Annotated in this window: 29 protein-coding genes and 1 pseudogene; 16 read left to right on the top strand and 14 right to left on the bottom strand. The window is 43.9% G+C overall.

All coding sequences use genetic code 11. The annotated features are described in order from the left end of the window. The 9 genes and pseudogenes from AMBT_RS14450 (at nt 1) to AMBT_RS14420 (ending at nt 7,047) form a co-directional block, all read left to right on the top strand. Nucleotides 1–1,263: a cytochrome b gene (locus AMBT_RS14450; RefSeq protein WP_013785370.1), complete on the top strand. Its 1,263-nt coding sequence runs from the start codon at nt 1–3 to the stop codon at nt 1,261–1,263. After that, complete coding sequence (locus AMBT_RS14445) at nt 1,263–1,997, top strand: cytochrome c1 (RefSeq protein WP_013785369.1); 735 nt, start codon at nt 1,263–1,265, stop codon at nt 1,995–1,997. Before AMBT_RS14450 ends, AMBT_RS14445 begins: the two co-directional genes overlap by 1 nt. A gap of 109 nt (nt 1,998–2,106) precedes the next feature. Then, nucleotides 2,107–2,739: a stringent starvation protein SspA gene (gene sspA, locus AMBT_RS14440; RefSeq protein WP_013785368.1), complete on the top strand. Its 633-nt coding sequence runs from the start codon at nt 2,107–2,109 to the stop codon at nt 2,737–2,739. Then, nucleotides 2,736–3,191, top strand: a complete 456-nt coding sequence (locus AMBT_RS14435) for a ClpXP protease specificity-enhancing factor (RefSeq protein ID WP_013785367.1) — start codon at nt 2,736–2,738, stop codon at nt 3,189–3,191. The genes sspA and AMBT_RS14435 overlap by 4 nt, the downstream gene beginning before the upstream one ends. A gap of 141 nt (nt 3,192–3,332) precedes the next feature. After that, nucleotides 3,333–3,869 carry a hypothetical protein gene (locus AMBT_RS14430; protein ID WP_013785366.1) on the top strand — a complete coding sequence of 179 codons (537 nt, stop codon included), beginning with the start codon at nt 3,333–3,335 and terminating at the stop codon, nt 3,867–3,869. 79 nt (nt 3,870–3,948) lie between these two features. Then, a pseudogene (locus tag AMBT_RS22985) lies at nt 3,949–4,425 on the top strand (AraC family transcriptional regulator); the annotation flags it as partial. 24 nt (nt 4,426–4,449) lie between these two features. Beyond that, nucleotides 4,450–4,842: a helix-turn-helix domain-containing protein gene (locus AMBT_RS22980; RefSeq protein ID WP_232363231.1), complete on the top strand. Its 393-nt coding sequence runs from the start codon at nt 4,450–4,452 to the stop codon at nt 4,840–4,842. A 187-nt stretch (nt 4,843–5,029) separates the two neighbouring features. After that, nucleotides 5,030–5,557: a hypothetical protein gene (locus AMBT_RS22770; protein ID WP_202945443.1), complete on the top strand. Its 528-nt coding sequence runs from the start codon at nt 5,030–5,032 to the stop codon at nt 5,555–5,557. Beyond that, entirely contained in the window at nt 5,515–7,047 is a 1,533-nt protein-coding gene (locus AMBT_RS14420) for a cache domain-containing protein (protein WP_202945442.1), read from the top strand. Before AMBT_RS22770 ends, AMBT_RS14420 begins: the two co-directional genes overlap by 43 nt. A 37-nt stretch (nt 7,048–7,084) precedes the next feature. On the opposite strand, the gene mgtE is transcribed toward AMBT_RS14420, so the two are convergent. The 12 genes from mgtE to AMBT_RS14360 all read right to left on the bottom strand — a co-directional run bounded on the left by mgtE (nt 7,085) and on the right by AMBT_RS14360 (nt 16,418). Continuing rightward, nucleotides 7,085–8,443 (bottom strand): magnesium transporter, encoded by a 1,359-nt coding sequence (gene mgtE / locus AMBT_RS14415; protein ID WP_013785365.1) that lies wholly within the window; start codon nt 8,441–8,443, stop codon nt 7,085–7,087. Between the two features lie 158 nt (nt 8,444–8,601). Further along, on the bottom strand, nt 8,602–8,874 hold the full coding sequence (locus tag AMBT_RS14410; RefSeq protein WP_013785364.1) for an HPr family phosphocarrier protein: 273 nt from the start codon (nt 8,872–8,874) through the stop codon (nt 8,602–8,604). Then, entirely contained in the window at nt 8,874–9,719 is an 846-nt protein-coding gene (gene rapZ / locus AMBT_RS14405) for an RNase adapter RapZ (RefSeq protein WP_041453031.1), read from the bottom strand. Before rapZ ends, AMBT_RS14410 begins: the two co-directional genes overlap by 1 nt. 38 nt (nt 9,720–9,757) lie before the next feature. Beyond that, the gene (gene ptsN, locus AMBT_RS14400) at nt 9,758–10,201 is read right to left on the bottom strand and encodes a PTS IIA-like nitrogen regulatory protein PtsN (RefSeq protein WP_013785362.1); all 444 of its coding nucleotides are present in this window, start codon (nt 10,199–10,201) and stop codon (nt 9,758–9,760) included. 8 nt (nt 10,202–10,209) lie between these two features. Then, on the bottom strand, nt 10,210–10,497 hold the full coding sequence (gene hpf, locus AMBT_RS14395; RefSeq protein ID WP_013785361.1) for a ribosome hibernation promoting factor: 288 nt from the start codon (nt 10,495–10,497) through the stop codon (nt 10,210–10,212). 29 nt (nt 10,498–10,526) lie between these two features. After that, nucleotides 10,527–12,011 (bottom strand): RNA polymerase factor sigma-54, encoded by a 1,485-nt coding sequence (locus AMBT_RS14390; RefSeq protein WP_013785360.1) that lies wholly within the window; start codon nt 12,009–12,011, stop codon nt 10,527–10,529. Nucleotides 12,012–12,086: 75 nt separating this feature from the next. Then, a complete protein-coding gene (lptB, locus tag AMBT_RS14385) occupies nt 12,087–12,812 on the bottom strand; it encodes an LPS export ABC transporter ATP-binding protein (RefSeq protein WP_013785359.1) in 726 nt (241 codons plus the stop codon). 2 nt (nt 12,813–12,814) lie between these two features. Beyond that, nucleotides 12,815–13,378 (bottom strand): lipopolysaccharide transport periplasmic protein LptA, encoded by a 564-nt coding sequence (gene lptA, locus AMBT_RS14380; RefSeq protein WP_013785358.1) that lies wholly within the window; start codon nt 13,376–13,378, stop codon nt 12,815–12,817. After that, nucleotides 13,347–13,925, bottom strand: coding sequence for an LPS export ABC transporter periplasmic protein LptC (lptC, locus tag AMBT_RS14375; protein ID WP_013785357.1), 579 nt, complete (start codon nt 13,923–13,925; stop codon nt 13,347–13,349). Before lptC ends, lptA begins: the two co-directional genes overlap by 32 nt. After that, complete coding sequence (gene kdsC, locus AMBT_RS14370; RefSeq protein ID WP_013785356.1) at nt 13,922–14,488, bottom strand: 3-deoxy-manno-octulosonate-8-phosphatase KdsC; 567 nt, start codon at nt 14,486–14,488, stop codon at nt 13,922–13,924. The genes lptC and kdsC overlap by 4 nt, the downstream gene beginning before the upstream one ends. Then, the gene (locus AMBT_RS14365; protein ID WP_013785355.1) at nt 14,488–15,462 is read right to left on the bottom strand and encodes a KpsF/GutQ family sugar-phosphate isomerase; all 975 of its coding nucleotides are present in this window, start codon (nt 15,460–15,462) and stop codon (nt 14,488–14,490) included. Before AMBT_RS14365 ends, kdsC begins: the two co-directional genes overlap by 1 nt. Next, the gene (locus tag AMBT_RS14360; protein ID WP_041453030.1) at nt 15,462–16,418 is read right to left on the bottom strand and encodes a calcium/sodium antiporter; all 957 of its coding nucleotides are present in this window, start codon (nt 16,416–16,418) and stop codon (nt 15,462–15,464) included. Before AMBT_RS14360 ends, AMBT_RS14365 begins: the two co-directional genes overlap by 1 nt. A gap of 435 nt (nt 16,419–16,853) precedes the next feature. Here AMBT_RS14360 and AMBT_RS14355 point away from each other — a divergent pair, with 435 nt between their 5' ends. The 7 genes from AMBT_RS14355 to murA all read left to right on the top strand — a co-directional run bounded on the left by AMBT_RS14355 (nt 16,854) and on the right by murA (nt 21,558). Continuing rightward, nucleotides 16,854–17,654, top strand: coding sequence for an ATP-binding cassette domain-containing protein (locus AMBT_RS14355; protein WP_013785353.1), 801 nt, complete (start codon nt 16,854–16,856; stop codon nt 17,652–17,654). Next, a complete protein-coding gene (gene mlaE, locus AMBT_RS14350; RefSeq protein WP_013785352.1) occupies nt 17,651–18,427 on the top strand; it encodes a lipid asymmetry maintenance ABC transporter permease subunit MlaE in 777 nt (258 codons plus the stop codon). Before AMBT_RS14355 ends, mlaE begins: the two co-directional genes overlap by 4 nt. Nucleotides 18,428–18,436: 9 nt before the next feature. After that, nucleotides 18,437–18,910, top strand: coding sequence for an outer membrane lipid asymmetry maintenance protein MlaD (gene mlaD / locus AMBT_RS14345; RefSeq protein WP_013785351.1), 474 nt, complete (start codon nt 18,437–18,439; stop codon nt 18,908–18,910). Between the two features lie 110 nt (nt 18,911–19,020). Then, nucleotides 19,021–19,674 (top strand): MlaC/ttg2D family ABC transporter substrate-binding protein, encoded by a 654-nt coding sequence (locus tag AMBT_RS14340; protein ID WP_417874141.1) that lies wholly within the window; start codon nt 19,021–19,023, stop codon nt 19,672–19,674. Then, on the top strand, nt 19,671–19,979 hold the full coding sequence (locus AMBT_RS14335) for an STAS domain-containing protein (RefSeq protein ID WP_013785349.1): 309 nt from the start codon (nt 19,671–19,673) through the stop codon (nt 19,977–19,979). The genes AMBT_RS14340 and AMBT_RS14335 overlap by 4 nt, the downstream gene beginning before the upstream one ends. A gap of 44 nt (nt 19,980–20,023) precedes the next feature. After that, nucleotides 20,024–20,281, top strand: a complete 258-nt coding sequence (locus AMBT_RS14330; RefSeq protein ID WP_013785348.1) for a BolA family protein — start codon at nt 20,024–20,026, stop codon at nt 20,279–20,281. A gap of 14 nt (nt 20,282–20,295) precedes the next feature. Further along, on the top strand, nt 20,296–21,558 hold the full coding sequence (murA, locus tag AMBT_RS14325; protein WP_013785347.1) for a UDP-N-acetylglucosamine 1-carboxyvinyltransferase: 1,263 nt from the start codon (nt 20,296–20,298) through the stop codon (nt 21,556–21,558). Nucleotides 21,559–21,671: 113 nt separating this feature from the next. On the opposite strand, the gene AMBT_RS14320 is transcribed toward murA, so the two are convergent. Further along, nucleotides 21,672–22,742, bottom strand: coding sequence for a trypsin-like peptidase domain-containing protein (locus tag AMBT_RS14320; protein WP_041452585.1), 1,071 nt, complete (start codon nt 22,740–22,742; stop codon nt 21,672–21,674). Nucleotides 22,743–22,996: 254 nt separating this feature from the next. After that, nucleotides 22,997–24,358, bottom strand: a complete 1,362-nt coding sequence (locus AMBT_RS14315) for a DegQ family serine endoprotease (RefSeq protein WP_417874140.1) — start codon at nt 24,356–24,358, stop codon at nt 22,997–22,999. Nucleotides 24,359–24,364: the final 6 nt, after the last annotated feature.

Here is a 24,364-nt window from a genome sequence, read left to right as displayed (position 1 = left end):
ATGAATGCTTTTTTAGAGTGGATTGAAGCGCGTATTCCAATTATGCGTGTGGCGAATATGCACGCCATCCAATACCCAGCGCCTAAGAACATGAACTTTTGGTACGTGTTTGGATTTTTGGCTACCATCGTTTTAGTTAACCAAATTATTACTGGAATCTGGTTAACAATGAACTTCGTACCAACTTCTGAAGGTGCGTTCGCGTCTGTTGAATACATCATGCGTGAAATTGATTACGGATGGATTATCCGCTATATGCACAGTACTGGCGCTTCAGCGTTCTTTATTGTGGTATATCTACATATGTTCCGTGGCATGATTTACGGTTCTTACCAAAAGCCTCGTGAATTGCTTTGGGTGTTTGGTATGTTTATCTACCTTGCACTAATGGCTGAAGCCTTCATGGGTTATGTATTACCATGGGGACAAATGTCTTACTGGGGCGCACAGGTAATCGTATCACTATTTGGTGCAATTCCAGTTGTAGGTCCAGACTTAGTTATCTGGCTACAAGGTGACTATGTAATCTCGGGTGCTACCCTAAACCGATTCTTCGCATTGCACGTTATTGCATTGCCATTGGTTATTGTTATTTTAGTGTTCTTACACATTATTGCGCTACACGAAGTGGGCTCTAACAACCCAGACGGTATTGCGATTAAGCATAAGAAAGGCTCGTTACCTGAGTCAGAAAAGACTAAATTCCAAATCCATGAGTACTACACAAGCAAGTATGATATCGCTGATGACATCTTGCCATTCTTCCCGCACATGGTGCTGAAAGACTTAGTAGCGTTCTGTATTTTCTTAGCCTTGTTCACTTATATCTTGTTCTTCGCACCTGAAATGGGCGGTAAGTTCCTTGAGCATCCTAACTTTGAAATTGCGAACCCGTTGAAAACACCTGAACATATCTTCCCTGTTTGGTACTTCACGCCGTTCTACGCCATCCTTAAGGCAGTACCTGATAAGCTAATTGGTGTACTTGCGATGTTTGGTGCTATTGCAGCCTTGTTCGCTTTACCATGGATAGATCGCGGTCGTGTTAAATCGTGGCGCTATCGTTGTGGTTTACACACCGTAAACCTTATTGTGTTCGCAATTGTATTCGTTTTCCTAGGTTACTTAGGTGCTACACCTCAAGAAAACTGGAAGATTGTTGCGTCGCAAATCGCGACCGTTATGTACTTTGGTTTCTTCGTGTTGTTGTTCCTATACAGCCGTAACGAGAAAACTAAGCCTGTACCAGAGAGGATTGCCTAATGAAAAAATTGATGTGCTTTTTAGCATTTTTTCTACCGGGTGTAGCGTTAGCCGCTGGTGGTAGTGTGCATCTTGATAAGGCACCTATCGACCTAACTGATAAGGCCTCGTTGCAACGTGGTGCGCAGTTGTTCATGAACTACTGCTTAGGCTGTCACTCAATGAAGTATCAGCGTTATCAGCGTACGTTTGCCGATTTGGGCATTCCAGATGAGCTAGGAACTGAAAACCTTCAGTTTACGGGCGAAAAGGTTGCTGATTATATTACGCGTGCAATGCCTGAAGATGCAGCAGCAGGTTGGTTTGGTGCTGCGCCACCAGACTTGACTCTTGTAGCTCGTGTTCGTGGTGAAGATTGGATTTACACTTATCTACGTTCTTTCTACGTAGATGAGAGTCGTCCATTTGGTGTGAACAATAAAGTATTCCCAGAAGTGGGTATGCCGCATGTACTTCAACCTTTGCAAGGTACACCAACTGAAATGCACGAAGAAGTTATGGTCGACGGTGAAATGGTTGAACAATATGTAGGTATTAAATCTGATGGTACAGGTTCAATGTCTCCAGATGAGTACGACCAAGCTGTTGCCGATATTGTTAACTTCTTAGAGTATACCGGTGAGCCAGCTAAGCTAGAGTCACACCGTATTGGTAAATGGGTTCTTATCTTCATTGCCGTACTGTTTGTATTTGTTTACTTGCTGAAGAAAGAATACTGGCGAGAAGTGCACTAATCGCACAGAATTATGTATAATGGCAAAGGGGGCTTCTCGCCCCCTTTTTTATTATTTGAATTTCGCCCGATTTAGCGGGCATAACTAGTTTCTCGACGGAGGAAATTGAATGGCCGTAGCCGCGAATAAACGTTCTATTATGACGTTGTTCTCTGACACAATTGATATTTACAGCCATCAGGTGCGTATTGTGTTGGCAGAAAAAGGTGTGGGTGTTGAAATAAGCTACACAGATCCTAGCAATCTGTCAGAGGATCTGTTGGAGTTAAACCCTTACGGAACCGTTCCAACTCTTGTTGATCGTGAACTGGTGCTTTATAAATCGCATATCATCATGGAATACCTTGATGAGCGTTTCCCGCATCCACCACTTATGCCAGTTTATCCGGTATCTCGTGGCCAAAGCCGTCTTATGATGCACCGCATCGAACAAGACTGGTATTCGTTAGCAGCTCGTATCTTCCGTGGTGAAGGTAATGTTGAAGCTGCGCGTAACGACTTACGTGAAGCGCTACTTGCATTAGCACCTGTGTTTGGTGAATTGCCTTACTTCATGAGCGAAGAGTTCAGCTTAGTTGATTGTTATCTTGCTCCGTTATTATGGCGCTTACCTGCTTTAGGTATTGAGCTTAATGGCGCAGGTAGTAAAGAAATTAATGCCTACATGAACCGTATCTTCTCTCGCAGTTCATTTAAAGCATCGCTAACCGATCAAGAGCGCGAGATCCATAACCCACTATGACATCTATGACGTCTAATCAGCCCTACCTTTTAAGGGCCTTTTACGAATGGATAGTGGACAACGATCTCACACCATACATTGTTGTTGATGCAACGAATGACATGGTGGAAGTGCCTTTAGAGTTTGTTAAGGACGGGCAAATCGTTTTAAACGTGTCGCCTAGTGCGTGTGTTAATTTTTCGTTGGACTTAACCGGGCTTTCTTTTCAAGCTCGTTTTGGTGGCCAACCAAGAAGATTAAGCATGCCTAGCGAAGCTATTATGGCGATTTATGCGCGTGAAAATGGCGCCGGTACTGTATTTGCTACCGAAGAGGAGATGGCCAAAACAAGTAAGCCATCTGAACCTCAAGCCACTGGGCCTGCATCTATTGAAGACGTAGACGCGTCGGATAATACAAATGCACCCGTTCCCCCTAAAAAGGGAAAACCTACCTTAAAAGTGATTAAATAAGCATTCTGACTTCCTGCTACCTTAGCAGGAAGTCAGTTTATTTCCCCCCCCCCGTTGTTCTAGTGTTTCCCTTGTACTTCCCTTTAGCTTTGCGTTCTAATAGATATTGTTTAATAAACTAATAAAAGAATAATAACTACTATGAAAATTTTAAAGGTTCTATTGGGTTTAATTATTGTCTTCATCCTATGTGCAACGGCTTTCGCGTGGTATCAATCTAGCATCGCCGAAAAAGAGCGCCAGGCCGAATTAGCGCTGGAAAACAAAATACTTAATCGCGAGTTTAGGCCAATAATCGAAAATTATATTGGTGCATATAATCGATGTGATATCGACGAAGCGTCAACGTACATTAGTCAAGAGCAATTATCTTTTGATGCCGATGTAACGCGGCTTTTCGAAATGCGGCTAGGTGCGCTAGAGAGGTTCTGTAAAAAGCTTAGTGTTACTATTAAAACGATAAGAACGCTGAGAATGCACAATGACGACGCTGCTTCAATAAGAATAGCACTTAATCTTACTGTCAATGAGTCAGGTGAAACGGTAGATCCAGGAACGGATTACAATAAATGGAGTTTTAAGAAGGAAGAGGGTACTTGGAAAATTAGGAGTGACTCTTTCGAAAAACTCTTGACTAAATATCACTCTGTTTTGGAACAACCAAGTCACAATAATTAAACGGGTATTTTGATATATAGGGCGAGATAATAGGCGTTTTTTCGCCCCCTAATATCGGTGAAGTAGCTTGGGCGGTACTATGTTTAAGCAAAAATTAAAGCAACTAATTGAAAGTAAGCTTACGGAAGATGGCCTGTTTGAGACCGGCGTTAAAGGGGGACAACTGTTTCGAGTTACAGAAGGGGTAAGGTGTTCCCCAGCCATCTATGAGCCTGCTGTTATTGCTATAGTCAGTGGCACAAAAGAAGCCATTGTTGATGGAAAGTCTTATGTTTATGTCGCCGAACAGTATATGTGCTGTTGTATGTCTATGCCTGTAGAAGCAGGAACCCCTAATGCATCTAAAGAGAACCCCTTTGCTAGGGGTGTCTATTGCGCTAGAGCCCCGATGATGACGGAGGTTACAATGGAATATGAGCGCGCGACGGGGGTAACACGTTAGCCTCGCAGTAGTGCCCTTCCTCCAAGTATCGTACTTTCTTCGTGGGATGAGTGTTTTTCCGAGGCGCTATATAGAATATTACAGTTAACCCAGAGTGCTGCGGATACCGCGATCCTAGGTGAAAGTCGTTTACGGGAAGTGTACTACGCTATTTTAAAGGGCAATGCTGGAGCGTCGGCAAGTAGAGCGTTTGGTGTAGATAATGAGATTGCCCGCGCCATTCACTATTTATCAAGCCGTTTAGACAAGCCAATCACAATAGATGAAGTGGCGTCTCATGTGAACATGAGCCGTGCGGTATTCCATCGAAAGTTCAAGCAAGCCACAAGTTTGTCGCCCATTCAGTTCGTAAAGTCTATGCGCCTGAACACGGCTGCAATGAAAATTGTAGGTGGGATGACCGTAAATGAAGCTGCAATGGATGTAGGATATGTAAGTACATCGCAATTTAGCCGCGAGTTTAAACGGTTGTATGGACAGTCACCTAAGCAATGGAGCCACGATAGGCAGGTACCTGCAGGATTGCTGTAATATTAAACTAAAGGTGTAAGCCGATTGTATTGCATTGTCGCAAATATACTGGGAAGGTAAAAAAGTGCATTACACCTTGTAAAGTCAAACGCAAAATATACGACTAACCACAACCTTGTAAGAGAAAATTCGTTCTTCAAGCACAAAAACTATTTGTCATAAAATAAAAATAATAGGCAGTGCAGTATTGGAACAGTTACTTTCAAATAACCGACAAAAATTACAAGCGGCAATTCCACTTATCAATAATTACAACGATAGGTTTGATGATTTGAACCATTGGTGGGGGAAAATATCGCTGATAGGTAAAATCAACAGCCATAATGTATCTGATAGCATTTTGGAAGAAATGCTTAGCACCAAAGAGAAATTTTCTGAGTTACAAGGTCGGCTCATTCAAAACCTGATGAAAGAGCATTTATTGACGCGTTTGGCTGACGATCATAATAAATCTCAAGTCGCTATCGATATTCTGATTAGAAATTTGTTTGAGCGTACTGCCGATGTAGGCTTTTTGGCTACTGATGATGATATCCGAGCTTTCTTGCTTCACACCGATAGGCAAGTCGAAGACATTGAAAATATTCGCCACCGTTTAGCGGAATACGTAAAAAATATAGCGTATATGATGAGATTGTTCTTCTCGATACCCAGGGGCGGGTTAAGGCTAATTTGGATATTGATAGCTCAATTGAATTTAGCGAAGATCCGCTAATTTCAAAAACCTTGGCGTCTACAGATGACTATACAGAAACTTTTCGTTATTCAGATCTTCAGCCTCACAAGCGCAATTCATTAATTTATTCGTGTGTCATTAAGGAAAGTAACGAAAAAGATGCCAAAGCACTAGGTGTTCTTTGTCTATGCTTCAAATTTGACGATGAAATGCAGTCAATTTTTAGCAACTTACAATCTGAACGTGCCGCCAGTAGTATTATGATTTTGTCTGAAAGCAGAGAAGTCATGGCAACTAGCCATTCACAAAAGTTTAAAGTGGGTGAAAAAATACCTAACAGTGGGTCTCCTGATTTAATCACCATAAAAAATAAAAGCTATATATCTACAACGTCGGAAACTAAGGGATACCAAGGTTTTAAAGGTTTATCTTGGCAGGGTGTAGCTATGACGCCACTCAACGATGCTTTTAAGCATTCAAAAGAAACTGGAAAACCTCAAACAGACTCTTGTCAGTTACTCAATTCTCAACTCTTTTCTGATGATTTAAAGCAAATATTCAAAACGTCGATGTTAATCAATGACGATCTGAGTTTAGTGGTATTGAATGGCATTATTGCAGCAGCGCGTAATAATGCTGTTGAATTCATGCCTGTACTTTCTGAGATCAAATCGACCGGTGAGAGTATCGCGTTAATCTTTTCTGACTCTATCGATAACCTACAATCTACAGTGATAAGCGCACGGCTTGGTGACGTAAGGTTTTGCGCAAGCTTAGCAGTAGATATTATGGACAGAAATCTGTACGAGAGAGCGAACGATTGTCGCTGGTGGGCGCTTACCACTGTGTTTCGACAGTACTTGCAACTTCCCACCGTAGGGCCTGATGCTCAGCAAGAAATTTCAAATATTCTTGGTTACATTAATGACCTATACACGGTTTACACCAATTTATACGTTTATGACAAAAATGGCATTATTGTCGCGGTATCTAACAAAGACCATGCGTCAGTCATTGGAGACAAAGTCGATACACAGAGCGGCGCTATAGATGCGTTGAGTTGTACAGATTCACAAAAATATTCCGTGTCGAAATTTGTTCCTAGCGCGCAGTACGATAATAAGCACACCTACATCTACAACGCATCAATCACCAGTTTAGAACAAAACAACGTATTTGGCGGTATAGGAATTGTGTTTGACAGTGGGCCACAATTCACTGAAATGTTAAACGACTCGCTACCTAAAGATGAAAGTGGGCATACTGTAACCGGGTGTTTTGGCATGTTTTGCCAGCGTGATGGGATGATTATTTCTGCTACCGAAGGTAGCCCTCAGCAGGTGGGGGACGTTATCGAGATAGACGACACACTTTTAGGTTTAAAAAACGGCGAGAAAGACTCTCGAATTACAAATTACCAAGGTAAGAAATACGCAATTGGTATTGCCGCGTCTAAAGGGTATAGAGAGTACAAAACAACCGGTGATTATCAAAACGATGTGGTGGCGTTCATCATGATGCCAAGCTAAATAGCATTAGAACAACGCCTACACGATTGTCGCGGCATTACATTAAAAACAGGGTCGCAGTGCCTAAGAACGCAAATATACCCACCACATCAGTGATGGTGGTCAGAATTACGCTTCCTGCTAGTGCAGGGTCTATTTTCAAACGCTTCATGATGAGCGGCAAAGTAGCGCCTGCCATTGCTGCGGCTATCATGTTAACCAGCATGGCAAAGGCAATAATAATCCCTAACATGTAGTCTTGTTTCCAAAGCGCTATTACCGAAGCAATTAAGATTGCCCAAATAGCACCGTTTAAGAAGCCAATAGATATCTCTTTGCTTATTAACCAGCGGGAGTTGTTGGCATTAACGTGCCCAAGCGCCATACCGCGAATAACAAGGGTAAGGGTTTGGTTTCCGGCAACACCGCCCATGCTTGGTACTATGGTGTTCAATATGGCAAGTACGGCCAATTGGCTTAGCGTTGCTTCAAACAAGTCGCTTACCATGGCTGCCATTAGCGCGGTAACCAGGTTTACAGCCAACCAAACGGAGCGTCGTTTGGTACTTTGAAGCACAGGGGCGAAAGTATCTTCGTCATCATCTAAACCCGCCATACTCATCATGGAGTGCTCAGCGTCCTCACGAATAATATCTACCACGTCATCAATGGTAATTCGGCCGACTAAGCGGTGTTTCTCATCAACCACGGGGGCCGATAGCCAGTTATAGCGCTCGAATAAGCTCGCCACTTCATCATCTGGCATATGCACAGGAATCGCTTCAGACTCTTCATCCATCACATCAGACACTTTGGCTTCAGTCTCAGCGGTGAGTAATCGCGTTACCGGTACAATACCCACCAAATTATCGGTGCGGTTAACCACATAAAAGGTATCGGTATTTTCAGGTAATTCACCTTTGAGGCGAATATAACGAAGGACCACATCAATGGTGACATCAGGGCGAAGTGTAATGGTGTCGGTATTCATAATGAAACCGGCAGTTTCTTCGCCGTAAGACAATGCCTGTTCAGCACGTACCCTGTCTTGTGCATCCATAGAGTCTAGAATGTCCTGTAATACAGGCTCAGGCAGACTACTAAGGGTAACCGCTAAGTCATCGGTATCCATCTCTTCTAACGCGTCTACCACGTTAGCAGGCAGCATTTTGGTGATGATACCGTTACGTACGTCGTCAGAGAGTTCTTCTAAAATATCACCATGGAAATCACCATCGATAAGCTCCCACAACTCGTCACGAGTACGACTGGGGCTAGATTCTAGAATGTGTGCAACATCAGATGGGGGTAATTCAAGCAGAAGCTTACGTACAGAAACAAATTGGCCATTATTCAACGCGCCATTTAGTGCCCTTAGTTGGCTTTGTACGTATTTTGAGACCAGCGCTTCTGCCACTGCTTTCGCCTAAAAAATGGAATTTCAATAATGGTAGGATATCGCACTTGCCATGACGCTGTCATGACAAAAGCGCAGTAGGTACAGACAATTACGAGCCGTATGGTGAAATTATAGACGGCTTTTAGCAGAATTTCTCAGTCGTATTGGAAGCTGCATTATTCGTCTTCGTTGAAACGGCCTTCAATTAACGTTTCAATGGCGTTTAATGCCGCTTCGGCATCATTACCTTCAACCACAACGTTTACCTGTTCACCTTGGTGGCTTTCCAGCATCATTAAGCCCAGCACACTGTTAGCATCGGCTTTCTTATCGCCTTTCACCAACACGATTTTTGCGTCAAATTGATTGGCTAATTGAACCAACTGTGTGGCAGCGCGGGCGTGTAAGCCCAATTTATTGACTATGGTAAGTGTTTTTTCGATTGTCATTACTGATTTAACTCGCGGTGGCGAATTTGTACATCGGGATGCATTTCGCCAAAGGTTTTCGCTAACGATTGAGCAATAAATACTGAGCGGTGCTGACCGCCGGTACAACCAATCGCAATGGTGACATAACTACGGTTATTGCGTTCTAAGTGTGGCAGCCATGTAGTGATTAGGTTCTGAATTTGCCAAATAAATTTGGTTACAACAGGCTGGGAACCTAAAAATACTTCTACGGGGGCATCTAAACCAGTTAAGTGTTTTAAATCGGGTTCCCAATGCGGGTTGGGGAGAAAGCGGGCGTCAAATACATAGTCGGCGTCTTTGGGGATACCGTGCTTAAAGCCAAACGATTCAAACACCAATACTAGGCGAGAGCTTTTCTTGCCTAGAATTCGTTCGCGGATAAGCTCTGCGAGTTGATGAATAGTGAGTTTATCCGTATCAATGTACAAATCGGCGCGCTCAACAATAGGCGCAAGCAAGTCTGATTCGGCTTTTATCGATTCAGATAAAGATTTGTTGAGCTTAGCTAGCGGATGTAATCGGCGGGTTTCGCTGAAACGCTTCACCAGTACATCGTCACTCGCGTCGATGTACACAATGGTCATAGACCACGATGAGGGTAGGTAATCTAAGATCTCTACCAAGTCCGCTGGATTTTTGGGTAGGTTTCTTACATCGATACTTACCGCAACTTGGTCATATTCATCAACCACGGTATGGGTCAGAGTAGGGAGAAGGTTAACCGGAATATTATCTACGCAATAGTAACCTAAATCTTCAAGGGCACGTAGCGCAACTGATTTTCCTGAACCGGATCGACCACTGATAATAATCAGTTTCACCTGCATTTCTCCCTTTTAAAATATGGTGCAGTGCTTTTTTAGCTTAAAGCCGTAATGATGTCATCACTGGTGGAGGCCCGCCTAATGGCTTTCACCGTTTCTTTATCACTTAGCTTACCCGCCACGGTAGCGAGTGTTTGTAAGTGACCTTCTGTTTTCTCTTCTGGCACTAATAGGGCAAAGAATATATCTACGGGCTGATCGTCAAGCGCATCAAAATCGATGGCAGGGTTGCTGGTTACAATAATGGCGATAACGTGTTCTAAGCCCGGTAATCGACCGTGGGGCAGAGCAATACCATTGCCAATACCCGTACTCCCCATTCGTTCACGGGTTAGTAGACTATTTAATACACTAGCCTGATCGATGTCGGGATTATTTTTAGCAGCAATGTCGCTAATAATCTCTAGAATACGTTTTTTACTGTTACATTGAACCGCACACTCGGTGCGGTCCAAACTTACTATGGCTTGAATTTCCATACTAATATTTAGTGCTTTTTCAGCTTTTCCTTATGCTTGATAACTTGCCTGTCGAGTTTGTCGATCATGCTGTCTATCGCCGCATACATGTCTGTATTATGAGATGAAGCAAACACTTCTGCGCCGCTAAGGTGCATGGTGGCTTCGGCTTTTTGATTGAGTTTTTCGACGTTCAGGATGACATGCACATTAGATATGTGATCAAAGTGACGCTCTAGTTTGCTGAACTTAGTATCGACATAGCTACGCAAAGAATCAGTAATTTCGACATGATGACCGGTAAGGTTGATTTGCATATTTCGTCTTCCTTAAATTATCAAGGCCTTTAAATAAGGCTTTTGCGTTGGTTTGACGGCGGAATCGATAACGATTCCCGGTATTTTGCTATTGTTCGCCGGGCTACTTTAATGCCTTGTTCGGCCAACAATTGAGCAATCTTGCTATCGCTTAATGGCTTGCTGGGCGTTTCCGCTGCCACAAGCTTTTTAATTAGTGCGCGAATAGCGGTAGATGAACACTCACCACCAGATTCCGTTGCTACATGGCTAGAGAAGAAATATTTCAACTCGAAAATGCCACGAGGGGTATGCATATACTTTTGCGTGGTGACTCGTGAAATGGTGGATTCATGCATATCTACCATTTCTGCGACATCATTTAGCACCATTGGTTTCATCATTTCTGGGCCGTGCTCGAAAAAGCCCATTTGTTGCTGCACAATACAGTTTGCTACTTTCATCAAGGTGTCGTTTCTTGACTCAAGGCTTTTTATAAACCACTTGGCTTCTTGCATATGCGAGCGAATAAATTGCGAATCGCTGCTGTTTTTAGAGCGTCGGCTCATGGCAGCGTATTGTTGATTTACGCTTAATTTTGGCAAGCTGTCGGGATTAAGTTCTACTACCCAACGGCCATTCTTTTTGTTTACCGAAACATCAGGAATAACGTATTCGGGTTCTTTAGTAATTAATGCACTGCCAGGACGAGGATTCAACGTTTGCAATAAGCGCATGGCTTCGCGAAGTTGATCTTCTTTCAAACGGCTCTTGCGCATTAACGTACGGTAATCTTTGCTGCTCAGCAGGTCTGAGTACTCATTAATAAGCTGTCTGGCTTCGGTCAGCCATGGCGTATCGTCCGAGAACTGGCGAAGCTGCACGAGCAAACATTCTTGCGGTGTACGTGAACCTGAACCAATAGGGTCGAACATTTGAATACGTTTTAGTACACATTCAACTTCGTCCATTTCTACCAACTCTTCAACATCGTCAGAGTTTACCGATTCTAAAATCTGTTCAATGGGTACGTTAAGGTAACCAGATTCATCGATGGAGTCGATAATGGCGGTAGCAATGGCGCGGTCTGTATCTGAAAACGGGGTTAAACGCATCTGCCAAAGCAAATGGTCTTGAATATTGTCGGTGGTTTCACCCTGAAACAGTTGGTCGTCATCATTATTAGATGGGCCAGGAGCGGGGGCAGAAGAGGCCGAGTAATACTCATCCCATGTGCTGTCGATTGGCAACTCGTCGGGAAGGTCGTTCTTTTCAAGCGCGTCACCAGCTTCCAACGAATCGCTAGATGCAGTGGGAGCCGCTTCCACAGAAGGGTCGTCTCCATCCATGTTGTTTTTCTCAACCGGGTGGTCATCACCGCCTTCTTCAACTTCTAAAAGAGGGTTTGAGTCAAGTGCTTCCTGAATCTCTTGCTGCAGGTCGAGCGTAGACAACTGCAGCAGCTTGATTGCCTGCTGCAACTGCGGTGTCATGGTAAGTTGTTGACTGAACTTTAGCTGTAAAGATGGTTTCATCTACGTCTTATTTTTAAACTCTTGTTGTGAATATACCCGTGCTTAAAACTGAAAATGACAATTCGGTTACAGTAACTATAGCCTGAATTGTTCTCCTAGGTATACATCCCTTACTTTCTGATTACTTAAAACTTGTTCTGCCGTCCCTTGCGCGATGAGTTCGCCTTGGCTCACAATATACGCTTTCTCACACACATCCAGTGTTTCTCTTACGTTGTGATCGGTGATGAGGATTCCAATTCCTCTGTCACGAAGATGTTGAATGATCTTCTTTATATCATTAACCGATATAGGATCAACACCAGCAAATGGCTCATCAAGCAAAATAAATTGCGGATCGGCTGCTAATGCTCGTGCGATTTCTACTCGGCGGCGTTCACCACCGGATAAACTCATACCCGTACTATTACGTATATGGTTGATATTAAATTCATCAAGTAGCGCATCGGCTTCTTGTTCTTGTTCTGATGAACTTAACCCTTTACGGGTTTGCAAGATAGCCATGATGTTCTCAAACACCGTCAATTTTCTAAAAATAGAGGCTTCTTGCGGCAAATACCCAATACCGCGGCGAGCACGTTCGTGCATGGGCTCGTGAGTTAATTCGCTGTCATCAATACTGATTTTGCCCTTATCTAGGGGAACTAAGCCAACAATCATGTAGAAGGTAGTCGTTTTACCGGCACCATTAGGGCCGAGTAGTCCAACGATTTGCCCCGTCGATACTGATAAGCTTACATCGCGAACCACTTGACGTGCTTTATAAGCCTTTGCAAGGCTCTGTGCGCTCAACGTTGCCATGATTAGTTGTCGTCCGCCTTATCGTCTTCGTTATTCGATGACGCTTTACGTATTGCCTCAGGGGTAAATACGGTAGTGACTCTGCCACCTTCGCCGTCTTCGCCGCCTGTTGCAAGTAATTGTTCAGTGACCATGTCGAAGGTAATCTTATCACCTTGTACTTTACTGGTGTCTTGCTGTAGCTCAGCATTTCCTTGTAAAGAAATAGTTCGATTTACTACTTCATAGCGAATTTCGTTGGCCTTCGCTGTGACAGGAGCACCGTCTTCAAGTTTTTGCGAATAGCTGGCTGGTTTGCCGCGAGCCACGAATATCTCTCGTCCATCACCTTCGCTGGCAATCACTTCAACTTCATCGGCATTTATCACCAAAGAACCTTGAGTAATCCGTACATCATCTTTAAACAATGAGGTTTTGTTTTTACCGTCAACAAATTGCGATTTCGAGTCAACTTTAATCGGTTTATTAAAGTCGCTTTCAGCCGCTATAGCCGCAGTAGCAAATAGGCTAACAGCGAGGCTAGTCGCTAATGCTTTAGTGGCTAGGCGAATAAATGGTTTGTACATGGTCTATTAACTCGTATTCCTGGGTACGCAAATTAGCGTTAAACCCATTGCTGTTAATCACATATTGTAAGCCACGTATTTCCACGGGCTGATCAGATGTCATTTGCTTAGTGTACAGGTTTATCTCTATAAACGCTGTGCGTATTGTTCTTACAAAGTCATCGACACTTTGGTTTTCAATAACGACATTATTTTCTAGCTGTATCAATTCGTTATTATACAAAGTGCCTTCTGTCGCGGTAACTTCCCACGGTGACTGTGCATCGTCGGTATACAATGTATATCTGGGCTTTTGGAATAAAACAAAGCCCAATTGGTCGTAATGTTCCATCGACGCTGCAAATACTTTGTGATTTAGCTGTCCTTCTTGATTGTATAAGGTGGTCGTTAGGTTTTTGGCTTTATATGCAGGCTTTAATGCGTCCGGCCCTTGATCAGATTGCTGAGCAGGGTCTTCGTCCATCCAAATAGGGATATACAGGGCGGATGCCAATATAAATAACACCGAAATACTTAAGCCTAATCGATCAAAACCTAATACCTTCATACGCTAGCACCTTGAATTCCGTGTAGCTTGTCGTTTGCTTGAAGCAAGGTGTCACATATTTCGCGAACGGCCCCGAAGCCGCCGGGCAACGTGGTGATCCAATTCGCTTGCTGTGCAACCGCAGGGTGGGCGTCTTTTACCGCAATTTTTACATTAGCGTGAGGATACATGCCCGTATCAGGCATATCGTCACCTACTACCGCCACATGCTCGGGCTTAAGTGATAAGCGAGCCATCAGTTCAGCAAGGGCGTCAGATTTATTTTCTTCACCCTGCACAATGTGTGCGACATTCAGTGCTTTCATTCTATTTTCGACAATGGCAGAACGCCTGCCCGTAATAACCGCCACTGCCACACCTGAATTCACAAGCGCTTTAACACCATAGCCATCACGGGTATGAAATGCTTTTAACTCTTCGCCAGCATTACCAAGGTAAATACGGCCATCTGAAAACACACCGTCTACATCACAAACTAATAATCGAACTTGTTTTAACGAGGAATACAACGCCGTTGGCATAGCGGTATAAAGTGTATTTACGGCTGTTTGGGTGTCGTTCATTATAAAACTCCCGCTTTAAGTAGCATGTGCATATTGAATGCGCCCACAGGCTTGCGGGCATCATCCGTTACCATAAGCGCACTTATCTTATGAGTTTCCATTACATTTAGCGCTTCTACGGCGAGTTGTTCAGGCATGGTTGTTTTACCGCCTTTGGTCATCACCTGCGTAACCGTGGCGGTATGCAAGTCTATGCGGGCATCTAAAATACGACGTAAATCACCATCGGTGAAAATTCCGACTAAAACACCATCGCTATCGATAACCCCGGTCATACCCAGCCCCTTTTTGGATATCTCCAATAGTGCTTCGGCAACCAAGGCGTTTTCGTCTACCAAGGGTAATTCGCTACCAGTTAGCATGATGTCACTCACTTTCAGCAGTAATTTTCTGCCTAAGCTGCCACCCGGGTGAGAAAGCGCAAAGTCGTCAGAGGTAAAACCTTTACGATCAAGTAGGGCCACGGCAAGGGCGTCACCCATTACCAAGGTAGCGGTGGTACTAGAGGTAGGTGCTAAGCCTAAAGAACACGCTTCTTTTTCTACACTGATATTCAACACCACGTCTGCGTGCTGTCCTAATGAACTGGTTACGCTGTTGGTCATTGCTATAACAGGCACATTTAACCGCTTCACAATGGGCAGTAAATTGACTAGCTCTGCGGTTTCACCAGAATTAGAAATAGCGAGTAGCACATCACCTTTACTCAGCATGCCTAAGTCGCCATGGTTGGCTTCACCTGGGTGCATGAAAAACGAAGGTGTTCCGGTACTGGCAAGCGTTGCTGCTATCTTATGCCCGATATGCCCAGATTTACCCATTCCACACACGACAACTTTGCCCACACAGTTTTGTAATAAATTACATGCGGTAACAAAATCATCGTTCATACGCGATGAAAGCGCTGAAATTGCCTGCGCTTCAATCTCTATAACGCGCTTGGCTGAAGTGATGAAGCTATTTTCTTGTGACATTACGCAAAAAGCCAAAATTGATAACCAATAAAGCAAGCAATCAATAAGCCGCCATTTCTTCGGCTTATTCGTCGATTACCCATTAAGGTGAAACTAAACAAAAATAGCAATAGGGTTAACCCGAGTACAACGAACATATCGCGGTTATACACATCGGGGTCTAATGTGCCAGGCGCTATTAGGCCAGGCATGCCTAATACAGCAAGCAAGTTAAAAATATTAGAACCAATAATATTGCCTAACGCTAAATCATCTTCCCCTTTAAGCACGCCAGCAATGCTGGCAGCCAGTTCGGGTAAACTTGTGCCCAACGCAATAATGGTCAGGCCGATAACTAAATCTGACATGCCTAGGTATTGGGCTATTTCTACTGCTGAACCCACTAAGAAGTGTGCACTTAACGGTAACAGTATTAGACCAACGACAATCCAGAAAACAGCGGAAGAGGTGGGCACATCGTTAGGGATTTCATCTGTTGTCTCACTTACTAACGGGTCTTCTTTATCTACTTTCATAGATAGCCAGCCCATTAGGCCTAAAACAATCACGAAGAGGCTAATAAGGATAATACCTTCCAGATGAGTAAGCTCGCCATCGAAAAGAAAAACCACGGCAATGACGGTAATAACAAGCAGAGCAGGGAGTTCACGCTTTAACGTAGAGGACGCAACAAGAAGCGGTTTGACTAGTGCAGTAATACCAAGCACAAGGGCAATATTAGTAATATTTGAGCCTAATGCGTTACCTACGGCCGTATTCATATTACCGTTAATAGATGCCGCGGCTGACACCACAATTTCAGGTGCAGACGACCCCATTGCGACAATGGTTAAGCCTATCATCATGGGCGCCATACCAATATTCTTGGCGAACGCTGATGCACCGTAAACAAAACGGTCTGCACTCCAGCTAAGTACAATCAGTCCAACTAAAAAAATGACTACGTTTAAAAGCACAACAACCAGCATAGTTAGGAATTTCACAAGATTGTCGCAAAAACAATGCCATTTGCCTATGGGAACTATCGCTTATTTTAGCAAAGGTGGTATTAAGTGCCCCTTTGATCGTGCTTACTGATTGAAAATTATTCGAATTTTCTAAATTCGAATAAATCGAACATAACTTGTAACGTTTTGCTTTTGTGCCGCGCTTGAAAAAGCGTACAATGTCACTAAATTACACTGCTCAGTAAACTTTATCGATTTAACGTACTCAAAGGCATAGAACTTGCCTTGGCTTTAGCTGTTATGTAAAGCCGTTATGGAAAACAGTTTAGCGTTAAAGGCGACTTAAGTAGCTTAAACCTTACATCTATAGGAAGTGAGTGATGTGCGTCATTACTTGCTTTGCTGGTATCACTTATTATTCAAGGGTCGATAAATAAAATCGCTATGGACCATTTAGTCGAGATAGACAACCTAACCTTTCGACGCGCAGACCGTGTTATTTATGACGGTATTACGCTGAGCATTCCGAAAGGAAAAATTACGGCCGTTATGGGCCCCAGTGGTATAGGGAAGACCACTTTACTGCGCCTTATTGGCGGGCAATTAACGCCAGATGAAGGTGATATACAGTTTGATGGCGACTCTGTTGTCGCTATGAGCCGTAAAGAGCTTTATCAAGCACGTCGTCGAATGAGCATGCTTTTTCAAAGTGGTGCTTTGTTCACAGACATGACAGTTTTTGACAATGTGGCATTTCCGCTACGTGAACACACCAAGTTATCGGAAGATCTTATCGCCACAACTGTCGCATTAAAGCTACAGGCTGTTGGGCTAAGAGGCGCAGCGCAACTCATGCCAAGCGAACTTTCTGGTGGAATGGCACGTCGCGCAGCATTAGCCAGAGCTATTGCGTTAGACCCAGACCTTATTATGTACGATGAACCTTTGGCCGGCCAAGATCCGATTTCAATGGGTGTACTGGTTAAATTAATCAGAGGGCTTAACGACGCACTAAACTTAACGAGCGTAGTGGTAACCCACGACGTGACTGAAGTGCTCACTATTGCCGATTATATTTATATTTTGGCAGACAAACGGGTAATTGGGGAAGGAACCGCGCAGCAAATTAGAGAAAGCGACTCAGAGTTAGTTCAGCAGTTCCTAAAAGGTAAAGCCGATGGCCCTGTGCCGTTTCATTACCCTGCTCCGGATATAGAAAATACCTTTTTCGGAGGGGATAAATGAAGTTCTTCCAATCGATAGGTGCTAAAACCATTGGCAAGTTAACTGCCATTGGCCGTGCTACCTACATGTTAATGGGAGCGCTACTTGCCCTTCCTAGATTAAAAAACATTCCGCTTACCATTAAACAGGTTCATGTGGTGGGCGTTCAGTCTTTGTTAATTATTATCGTGTCAGGATTGTTTATTGGCATGGTAATGGCGCTGCAAGGCTATACCATTTTAGTTGATTACGGCGCTGAAGGTAGCTTAGGCCCCATGGTGGCGTTATCGCTGCTACGTGAGCTTGGTCCTGTAGTTACCGCATTATTGTTTGCTGGTAGAGCGGGTTCTGCACTAACCGCAGAAATTGGCTTAATGAAAGCAACTGAGCAAATTAGCAGTCTAGAGATGATGGCTGTTGACCCGCTAAGGCGTATTGTCGCGCCGCGCTTTTGGGCGGGCATTATTTCGATGCCAATGCTAGCGCTGATATTCAGTGCGGTCGGTATTTTAGGCGGTCACCTAGTGGGCGTTGATTGGTTAGGTGTAGATGTTGGCAGTTATTGGTCAATTATGCAGTCTACGGTGGAATGGGGCGAAGATGTGGTAAATGGCATTATTAAAAGCCTTGTTTTTGCCTTGGTTGTCACCTGGATAGCCATATTTAAGGGTTACGATTCTATTCCTACATCGGAAGGGATCAGCAAAGCTACTACAGAAACTGTAGTGTATTCTTCATTAGCAGTATTAGGGCTGGACTTCGTGCTTACCGCCCTTATGTTTGGCATTGAGTAGGGTTGAGTCATGAATAAATATAAATCTGAAGTATTGGTTGGCATGTTCGTTGTATTAACCATTGGTGCGGTAATGTTGCTGGCACTAAAAGTGGCTAATCAATCGGTAGGTGGCGATGGTGATACCTACACGCTATACGCTAAATTCGACAACATCGGTGGGTTGAAAGCACGCTCATCTGTAAAGGTCGGTGGTGTGAATGTTGGTCGAGTTTCTTCCATCACACTTGATCAAGAAGACTTCACGCCCGTAGTAGAGTTATCGATTTTGAAAAGCTACGACGGCTTTCCAGAAACCAGCTCAGTTTCAATACTGACCTCTGGCCTGCTGGGTGAGCAATATGTTGGCTTCCAGCCAGGTTTCTCGTTTGACGGGGTAGCAAACCTAAAAGATGGCGATTATTTGCAAGATACAAAGTCGGCATTGGTATTAGAAGATTTGATAGGGCAATTCTTATTTAGTCGCGGAAGTGACGAAGAATAAGAATACGAAGGTTAATTAGAATTAATAAAGACCTGATGAAACCAAAAAGGGAATTGTCAGGTCTGTTGTAATAAGAATTTAGTTTCAGGAGATAGGCATTGAAAAAGTTAATGGTAATAATGAGCGTGTTGATGTTCTCTTTAGTGGGAACGGCGCAAGCTCAAGAAATCAACGAGCAAAACCCGTATGAGTTGGTTAAAGGCGTTGCTTCTAAAACCTTCGATAGAATTAAAGCGAACCAAGAAGCGGTGAAAGCTGATCCTGAAATGTTGCGCACCATTATGGAAGAAGAGCTAGTCCCTCATATCGACTATAAATTTGCTGCTTTCATGGTATTGGGCAAGCACTTTAAATCGGTTCCACAAGAAAAAATGGGTGAATACATTACCGTATTCAGACAATATCTTATTACGTCTTACGCGGTTGCAATGGGCTACTACAACAACCAAACGGTTCAGTTTGAACCTGAGTCGTCTTTTGATGATAAAAAATCAGTAACGGTTCGCGCTGTAGTTCAAGATCCTAAACGCCCAGAAATCAAAATTGCGTTTAAAGTACGTAAAGACTCAAAAACAAATGAGTGGAAAGCATACGACATGGTAGCTGAAGGTATCAGCATGCTAAATAGTAAGCGCAGCGAATTTGAATCTATCCTTCGTCAAGACGGTATTGATGCAGTGATTGCGCTAATGAGAGATAAGATTGGTAAGCCTGTAGAGCTAAACCAAGATGAGCCTATCGATTTTGACGGAGAGAGTGCGTGAGCCTTTTTCAGGTTAACGATAACGCCCAAGTCAATGTGCACGGTCATTTAGATCGTGACACCCTGTCTAAAAATTTTTTTGAAAGTTTAACCTCATCGCAAAGCGCTTTATTGGCTAAAGCTGGTACGTGTTGTATAGATTTGGGCGATGTTGAGCGAGTAGATAGTGCTGGATTAGCTTGGATATTAAACGCAATTAGGGATGGAAAGCGTGAGGGTATTAATGTTAGCTTGCGTGAACTCCCAGAAAAATTACGTAAACTGGCTAAAATAAGCGACGTTGATGGCTTTTTACCAGTAGAATGATCCTAATTAGCTAGGTAAAGAACAAGCAGGTAAAGAAGTAAGTTATGGAATTGTCCGAAATTGAAAAAATTCTCACCGACGCCCTAGAGCTTCAAGAAGTTCATGTAAAAGGCGAAGGTTCTCATTTCAACATTATCGCGGTAGGCGATATTTTTAATGAAATGAGCCGCGTTAAGCGCCAGCAGGCTGTTTATGCACCTTTATCAGATAAGATTGCAGATGGGTCTATGCATGCCATTACCATCAAAACCTTTTCAGTAAAAGACTGGGAGCGTGAGCGCCAGTTTCACATTCCTCAGTAAGCAGGTCTTTTTTCGTGGATAAACTTGTTATAAAGAAAGGCCCTGCACTACAGGGAACCGTGCGTATTTCCGGTGCTAAGAATGCTGCGTTACCACTACTAATGACCAGTTTGCTTAGCGACCAGCCATGTCGTTATACCAACGTGCCTCGACTGCGTGATATTAATACCACAGTAGCACTACTACGAGAGCTAGGCGTTGAAGTAGCACAACCTGCTGCGAACGACGTGGTGTTAGACTCAAGTACGCTGCAAAGCATTACAGCTTCATATGAATTAGTACGTACCATGCGTGCCTCTATTTTGGTGTTAGGCCCTTTGCTTGCAAAGCAAGGTAAAGCAAACGTATCACTTCCTGGCGGCTGCGCGATAGGTGCACGCCCTGTTAATCTTCATTTGACTGGCCTTGAAAAGATGGGCGCTAAAATTGAAGTAGACGAAGGGTATATTCGCGCTGAAGTCGATGGCCGTTTAAAAGGTGCTCGCATCTTCATGGACATGGTGAGCGTTGGTGCTACTGAAAACCTAATGATGGCAGCGGCGTTGGCAGACGGCACAACCGTGCTAGAAAACGCCGCACGTGAGCCTGAGATTGTCGATTTAGCTAACTGTCTTATTCAGATGGGCGCGGTTATTTCTGGCGCAGGTACTGATAAAATTACGATTGAAGGGGTAGAAACCCTAAATGGTTGTGACTATCGTGTACTGCCAGATCGTATTGAAACTGGTACTTTCTTAGTTGCTGCTGCGGTAACTGGCGGAAAAATTCGTTGTACTCACGCTGCACCTGAAACGTTAGAAGCTGTTATCGATAAGCTTGAACAAGCCGGTGCGGTTATCACTTTAGGTGAAGACTGGATTGAGCTAGACATGCAAGGCAAGCAGCCTAAAGCGGTTCGCGTTAAAACCGCACCACACCCTGCATTTCCTACAGACATGCAAGCCCAGTTCGTTACATTAAACTGCGTAGCGGAAGGCACAGGTGTTATTACCGAAACGATATTTGAAAACCGTTTTATGCACGTGCCAGAGCTACAACGCATGGGCGCTGAAATTGCCCTTGAAGGTAACTCTGCGGTTTCTAAAGGGAGTTCTGCGCTTAAGGGCGCACCTGTAATGGCAACCGATTTACGTGCATCTGCAAGCTTAGTGATTGCTGGGCTTATTGCCGATGGCGAAACCCATGTAAACCGTATCTATCACTTAGATCGCGGTTATGAAGCCATTGAAGAGAAGTTAGGTGCACTTGGCGCCAACATCGAGCGTGTAAAAGAATAAAGCGCTAATTAACGGCTCATAAAAAAGCGCCTTATGATTATTTATCATAAGGCGCTTTTTTGTGCTTGATACAAAAGCTTTTGCTTGTAAGCGTAGGCTTGCGCTACAGCGATTTATTCTTGGGCACGCAGCTCAGCAACTAAAGCGTTAATAGTAAGCGGGTTACCACCACGGCTAATTTCAAGCTCTAAAGTAGTACCAGGCGCAGTTTCTGCAATCATGTCTAACGTTTTAGATGCACTTTCTAACCGGATGCCGTCAATGGCTAATATAATGTCACCTGGTTGCAAGCCAGCTTCATCAGCAGCGCTACCGTTAGCCACCGCTGTAACTTCAATTCCAGGGCGATTTCGGTACTCACCACCAATAAATCCTAGTTGACCACGAATAACACGGCCGTTATTGATAATTTTGTCCATCACTCGCTTAGCGAGTTCGTATGGTACCGCGAAGTTAATACCATCTACATTCCGAACACGATTACGAGAATCACGTACCTGGAAATTTGCGTTGGTAATACCCAGCAATATACCGTTGCTATCAACCAGTGCACCGCCCGAATTACCTTGGTTCAGCACGGCATCGGTTTGAATGAAATCAACGTAGTTAGATAGACCGTTGCGTCCAGCGCGGCTCACAATACCTTGAGTAATCGTTTGACCTAAATCGAAGGGGTTACCGATAGCCATTACCACATCACCTACATGAATATCTGGCTCAGAAACTTGGGGAATAATGTGTAAGTTGTCTGCAGTAACTTTCAATACTGCTAAATCGGTAAGGGGATCGTTACCAACTATTTGTGCTTCCAGAATTCTTCCGTCTTGTACTGCAACATAAATACTATCAGCATTTTCTACCACATGGTGACAGGTAAGAATGTAGCCGTTTTCGGTCATGATTACGCCTGAACCTAAACTGGCGCGCTCTCTAGGCTGATTACGAAACAACCCAGTGTCGTTCTCGATACTGACACTATAAATATTCACTACAGCAGGGGCAGAGCGGCTTAAGGGGGCAAAATAGCTCTCACGGCTAGCACTCACAGAGGGCTCAGTGAAAAGTCCTTGTGTCAGGCCGCTACCTTGACGTAAATCCGGCAGTAAAAACAACAGAAGCAAGGCTACTATTGTTCCAAGGAATATTGATTTTATGATGAAATTAACTATCGAGCTGCCAGTCACAAGCCACACTTACGTTGTTTTTAATGCCAAAGCACTTCAGCCCACAAATTTGAGCCAAAATAGATGGCAAAATAAGGCTATGTGTTAATGGTATTTTTTATTTGATTAAGTTAAAGGATATCACCTTATCCGTCAATCTGTCGTCTTTAATCCGATTGGGTATAAGCATTTTACGACAAACCCACACTTTCACTAAATTACGCACAAAAAAACAGCGCCTATGGGCGCTGTTTTAATGCATAAGTTTGCTACAACTACTGACGAATCAATAAGTAAAGCGTAGAGTTACCGCGTTTAACATTAAGGGCAATCACCCCTTTTGCTTTATCTAACGCGTCTCTAAACTCAGCCACAGATGGCGTGCGTAGGCGGTTCACGCCCATCACGATATCATCTGGCTTCAAGCCAATACGTGCGGCGGGGCTGCCTTTAGCCAGTTCAGAAATCACCACGCCCGCATTACCTGCTTCATCAGTGCCATTCGTTAAGGTCGCCCCTTCCAATGCAGGGTGAATTTGTGCAGCCGTGATGGTTGATTGTGTAGCATCGCCAAGTACCACATCCATATTCATTTCCTTACCTTTACGCATAATGGTAAGTTCAACTTCTGCACCTGCTCCCATGCTAGAGATTTTAGCTCTCAACTCTTGGAAGCTATGCAAGTTTCTACCATTAATACCGGTAATGATATCACCCGCTTTGATACCTGCTTTGTCAGCAGCGGAGTCTGGGGTTACTTCGCTTACAAATGCTCCAATATTAACATCAGCGTTCATGGCTTCTGCAAGACCAGCGTCTATGTCACTGCCTAGTATACCTAATAAGCCACGTCGAACTTCACCGTACTCAGCAATTTGATCGACTAAGCTTTTCATCATGTTACTAGGAATAGCGAAGCCAATTCCCACATTACCGCCGTTAGGACCGAAAATAGCGGTATTAATACCAACAAGTTCGCCGCGCAAACTAACTAAAGCCCCACCAGAGTTTCCACGGTTAATCGCAGCGTCGGTTTGAATGAAATCTTCATAACCTCCAATGTTTAAACCAGAGCGTCCTAATGCACTCACAATACCCGAGGTAACCGTTTGTGAAAGACCAAAGGGATTACCAATAGCGACCACAAAATCACCCACTCGTAGTGCATCTGAATCAGCCAATGGTAATGCAGTGAGGTTATCGGAATCGATTTTTAACAATGCAATATCACTTTGCTCATCAGAGCCAAGTTTTTTCGCTTTAAACTCACGGCCATCGGTAAGCTTGACAGTAATTTCATCGGCATTATCGACAACGTGGTTGTTCGTTACCACATAGCCTTTATCCGCATCAATAATAACACCAGAGCCAAGGCCCCTAAACGGTCGCTCTTGAACCTGTTCTTGCGGTGCGCCGAAAAAATACTGAAACATTTCTGGCACTTGCTGACGAGAAGTTTGCGTTCCCTCAACAGCAATACTCACCACCGCAGGGGTCGCTTCTTCTAGCATGGGCGCTAGAGAGGGCACCTCATCCTTTTTATCTGAAAAGAACGGCAATGCCGCATAAGAGTTCACGCTAAAGCCAAGAGAACTTACTAATACTGCAGACGCCACGATATACTGACGAAAAGACACTTTCAT

It is taken from the genome of Alteromonas naphthalenivorans (assembly GCF_000213655.1).
Classification (GTDB): domain Bacteria; phylum Pseudomonadota; class Gammaproteobacteria; order Enterobacterales; family Alteromonadaceae; genus Alteromonas; species Alteromonas naphthalenivorans.
Note: the sequence above shows the minus strand (reverse complement) of the source record. Positions and strands in the feature narration are given on the sequence as shown.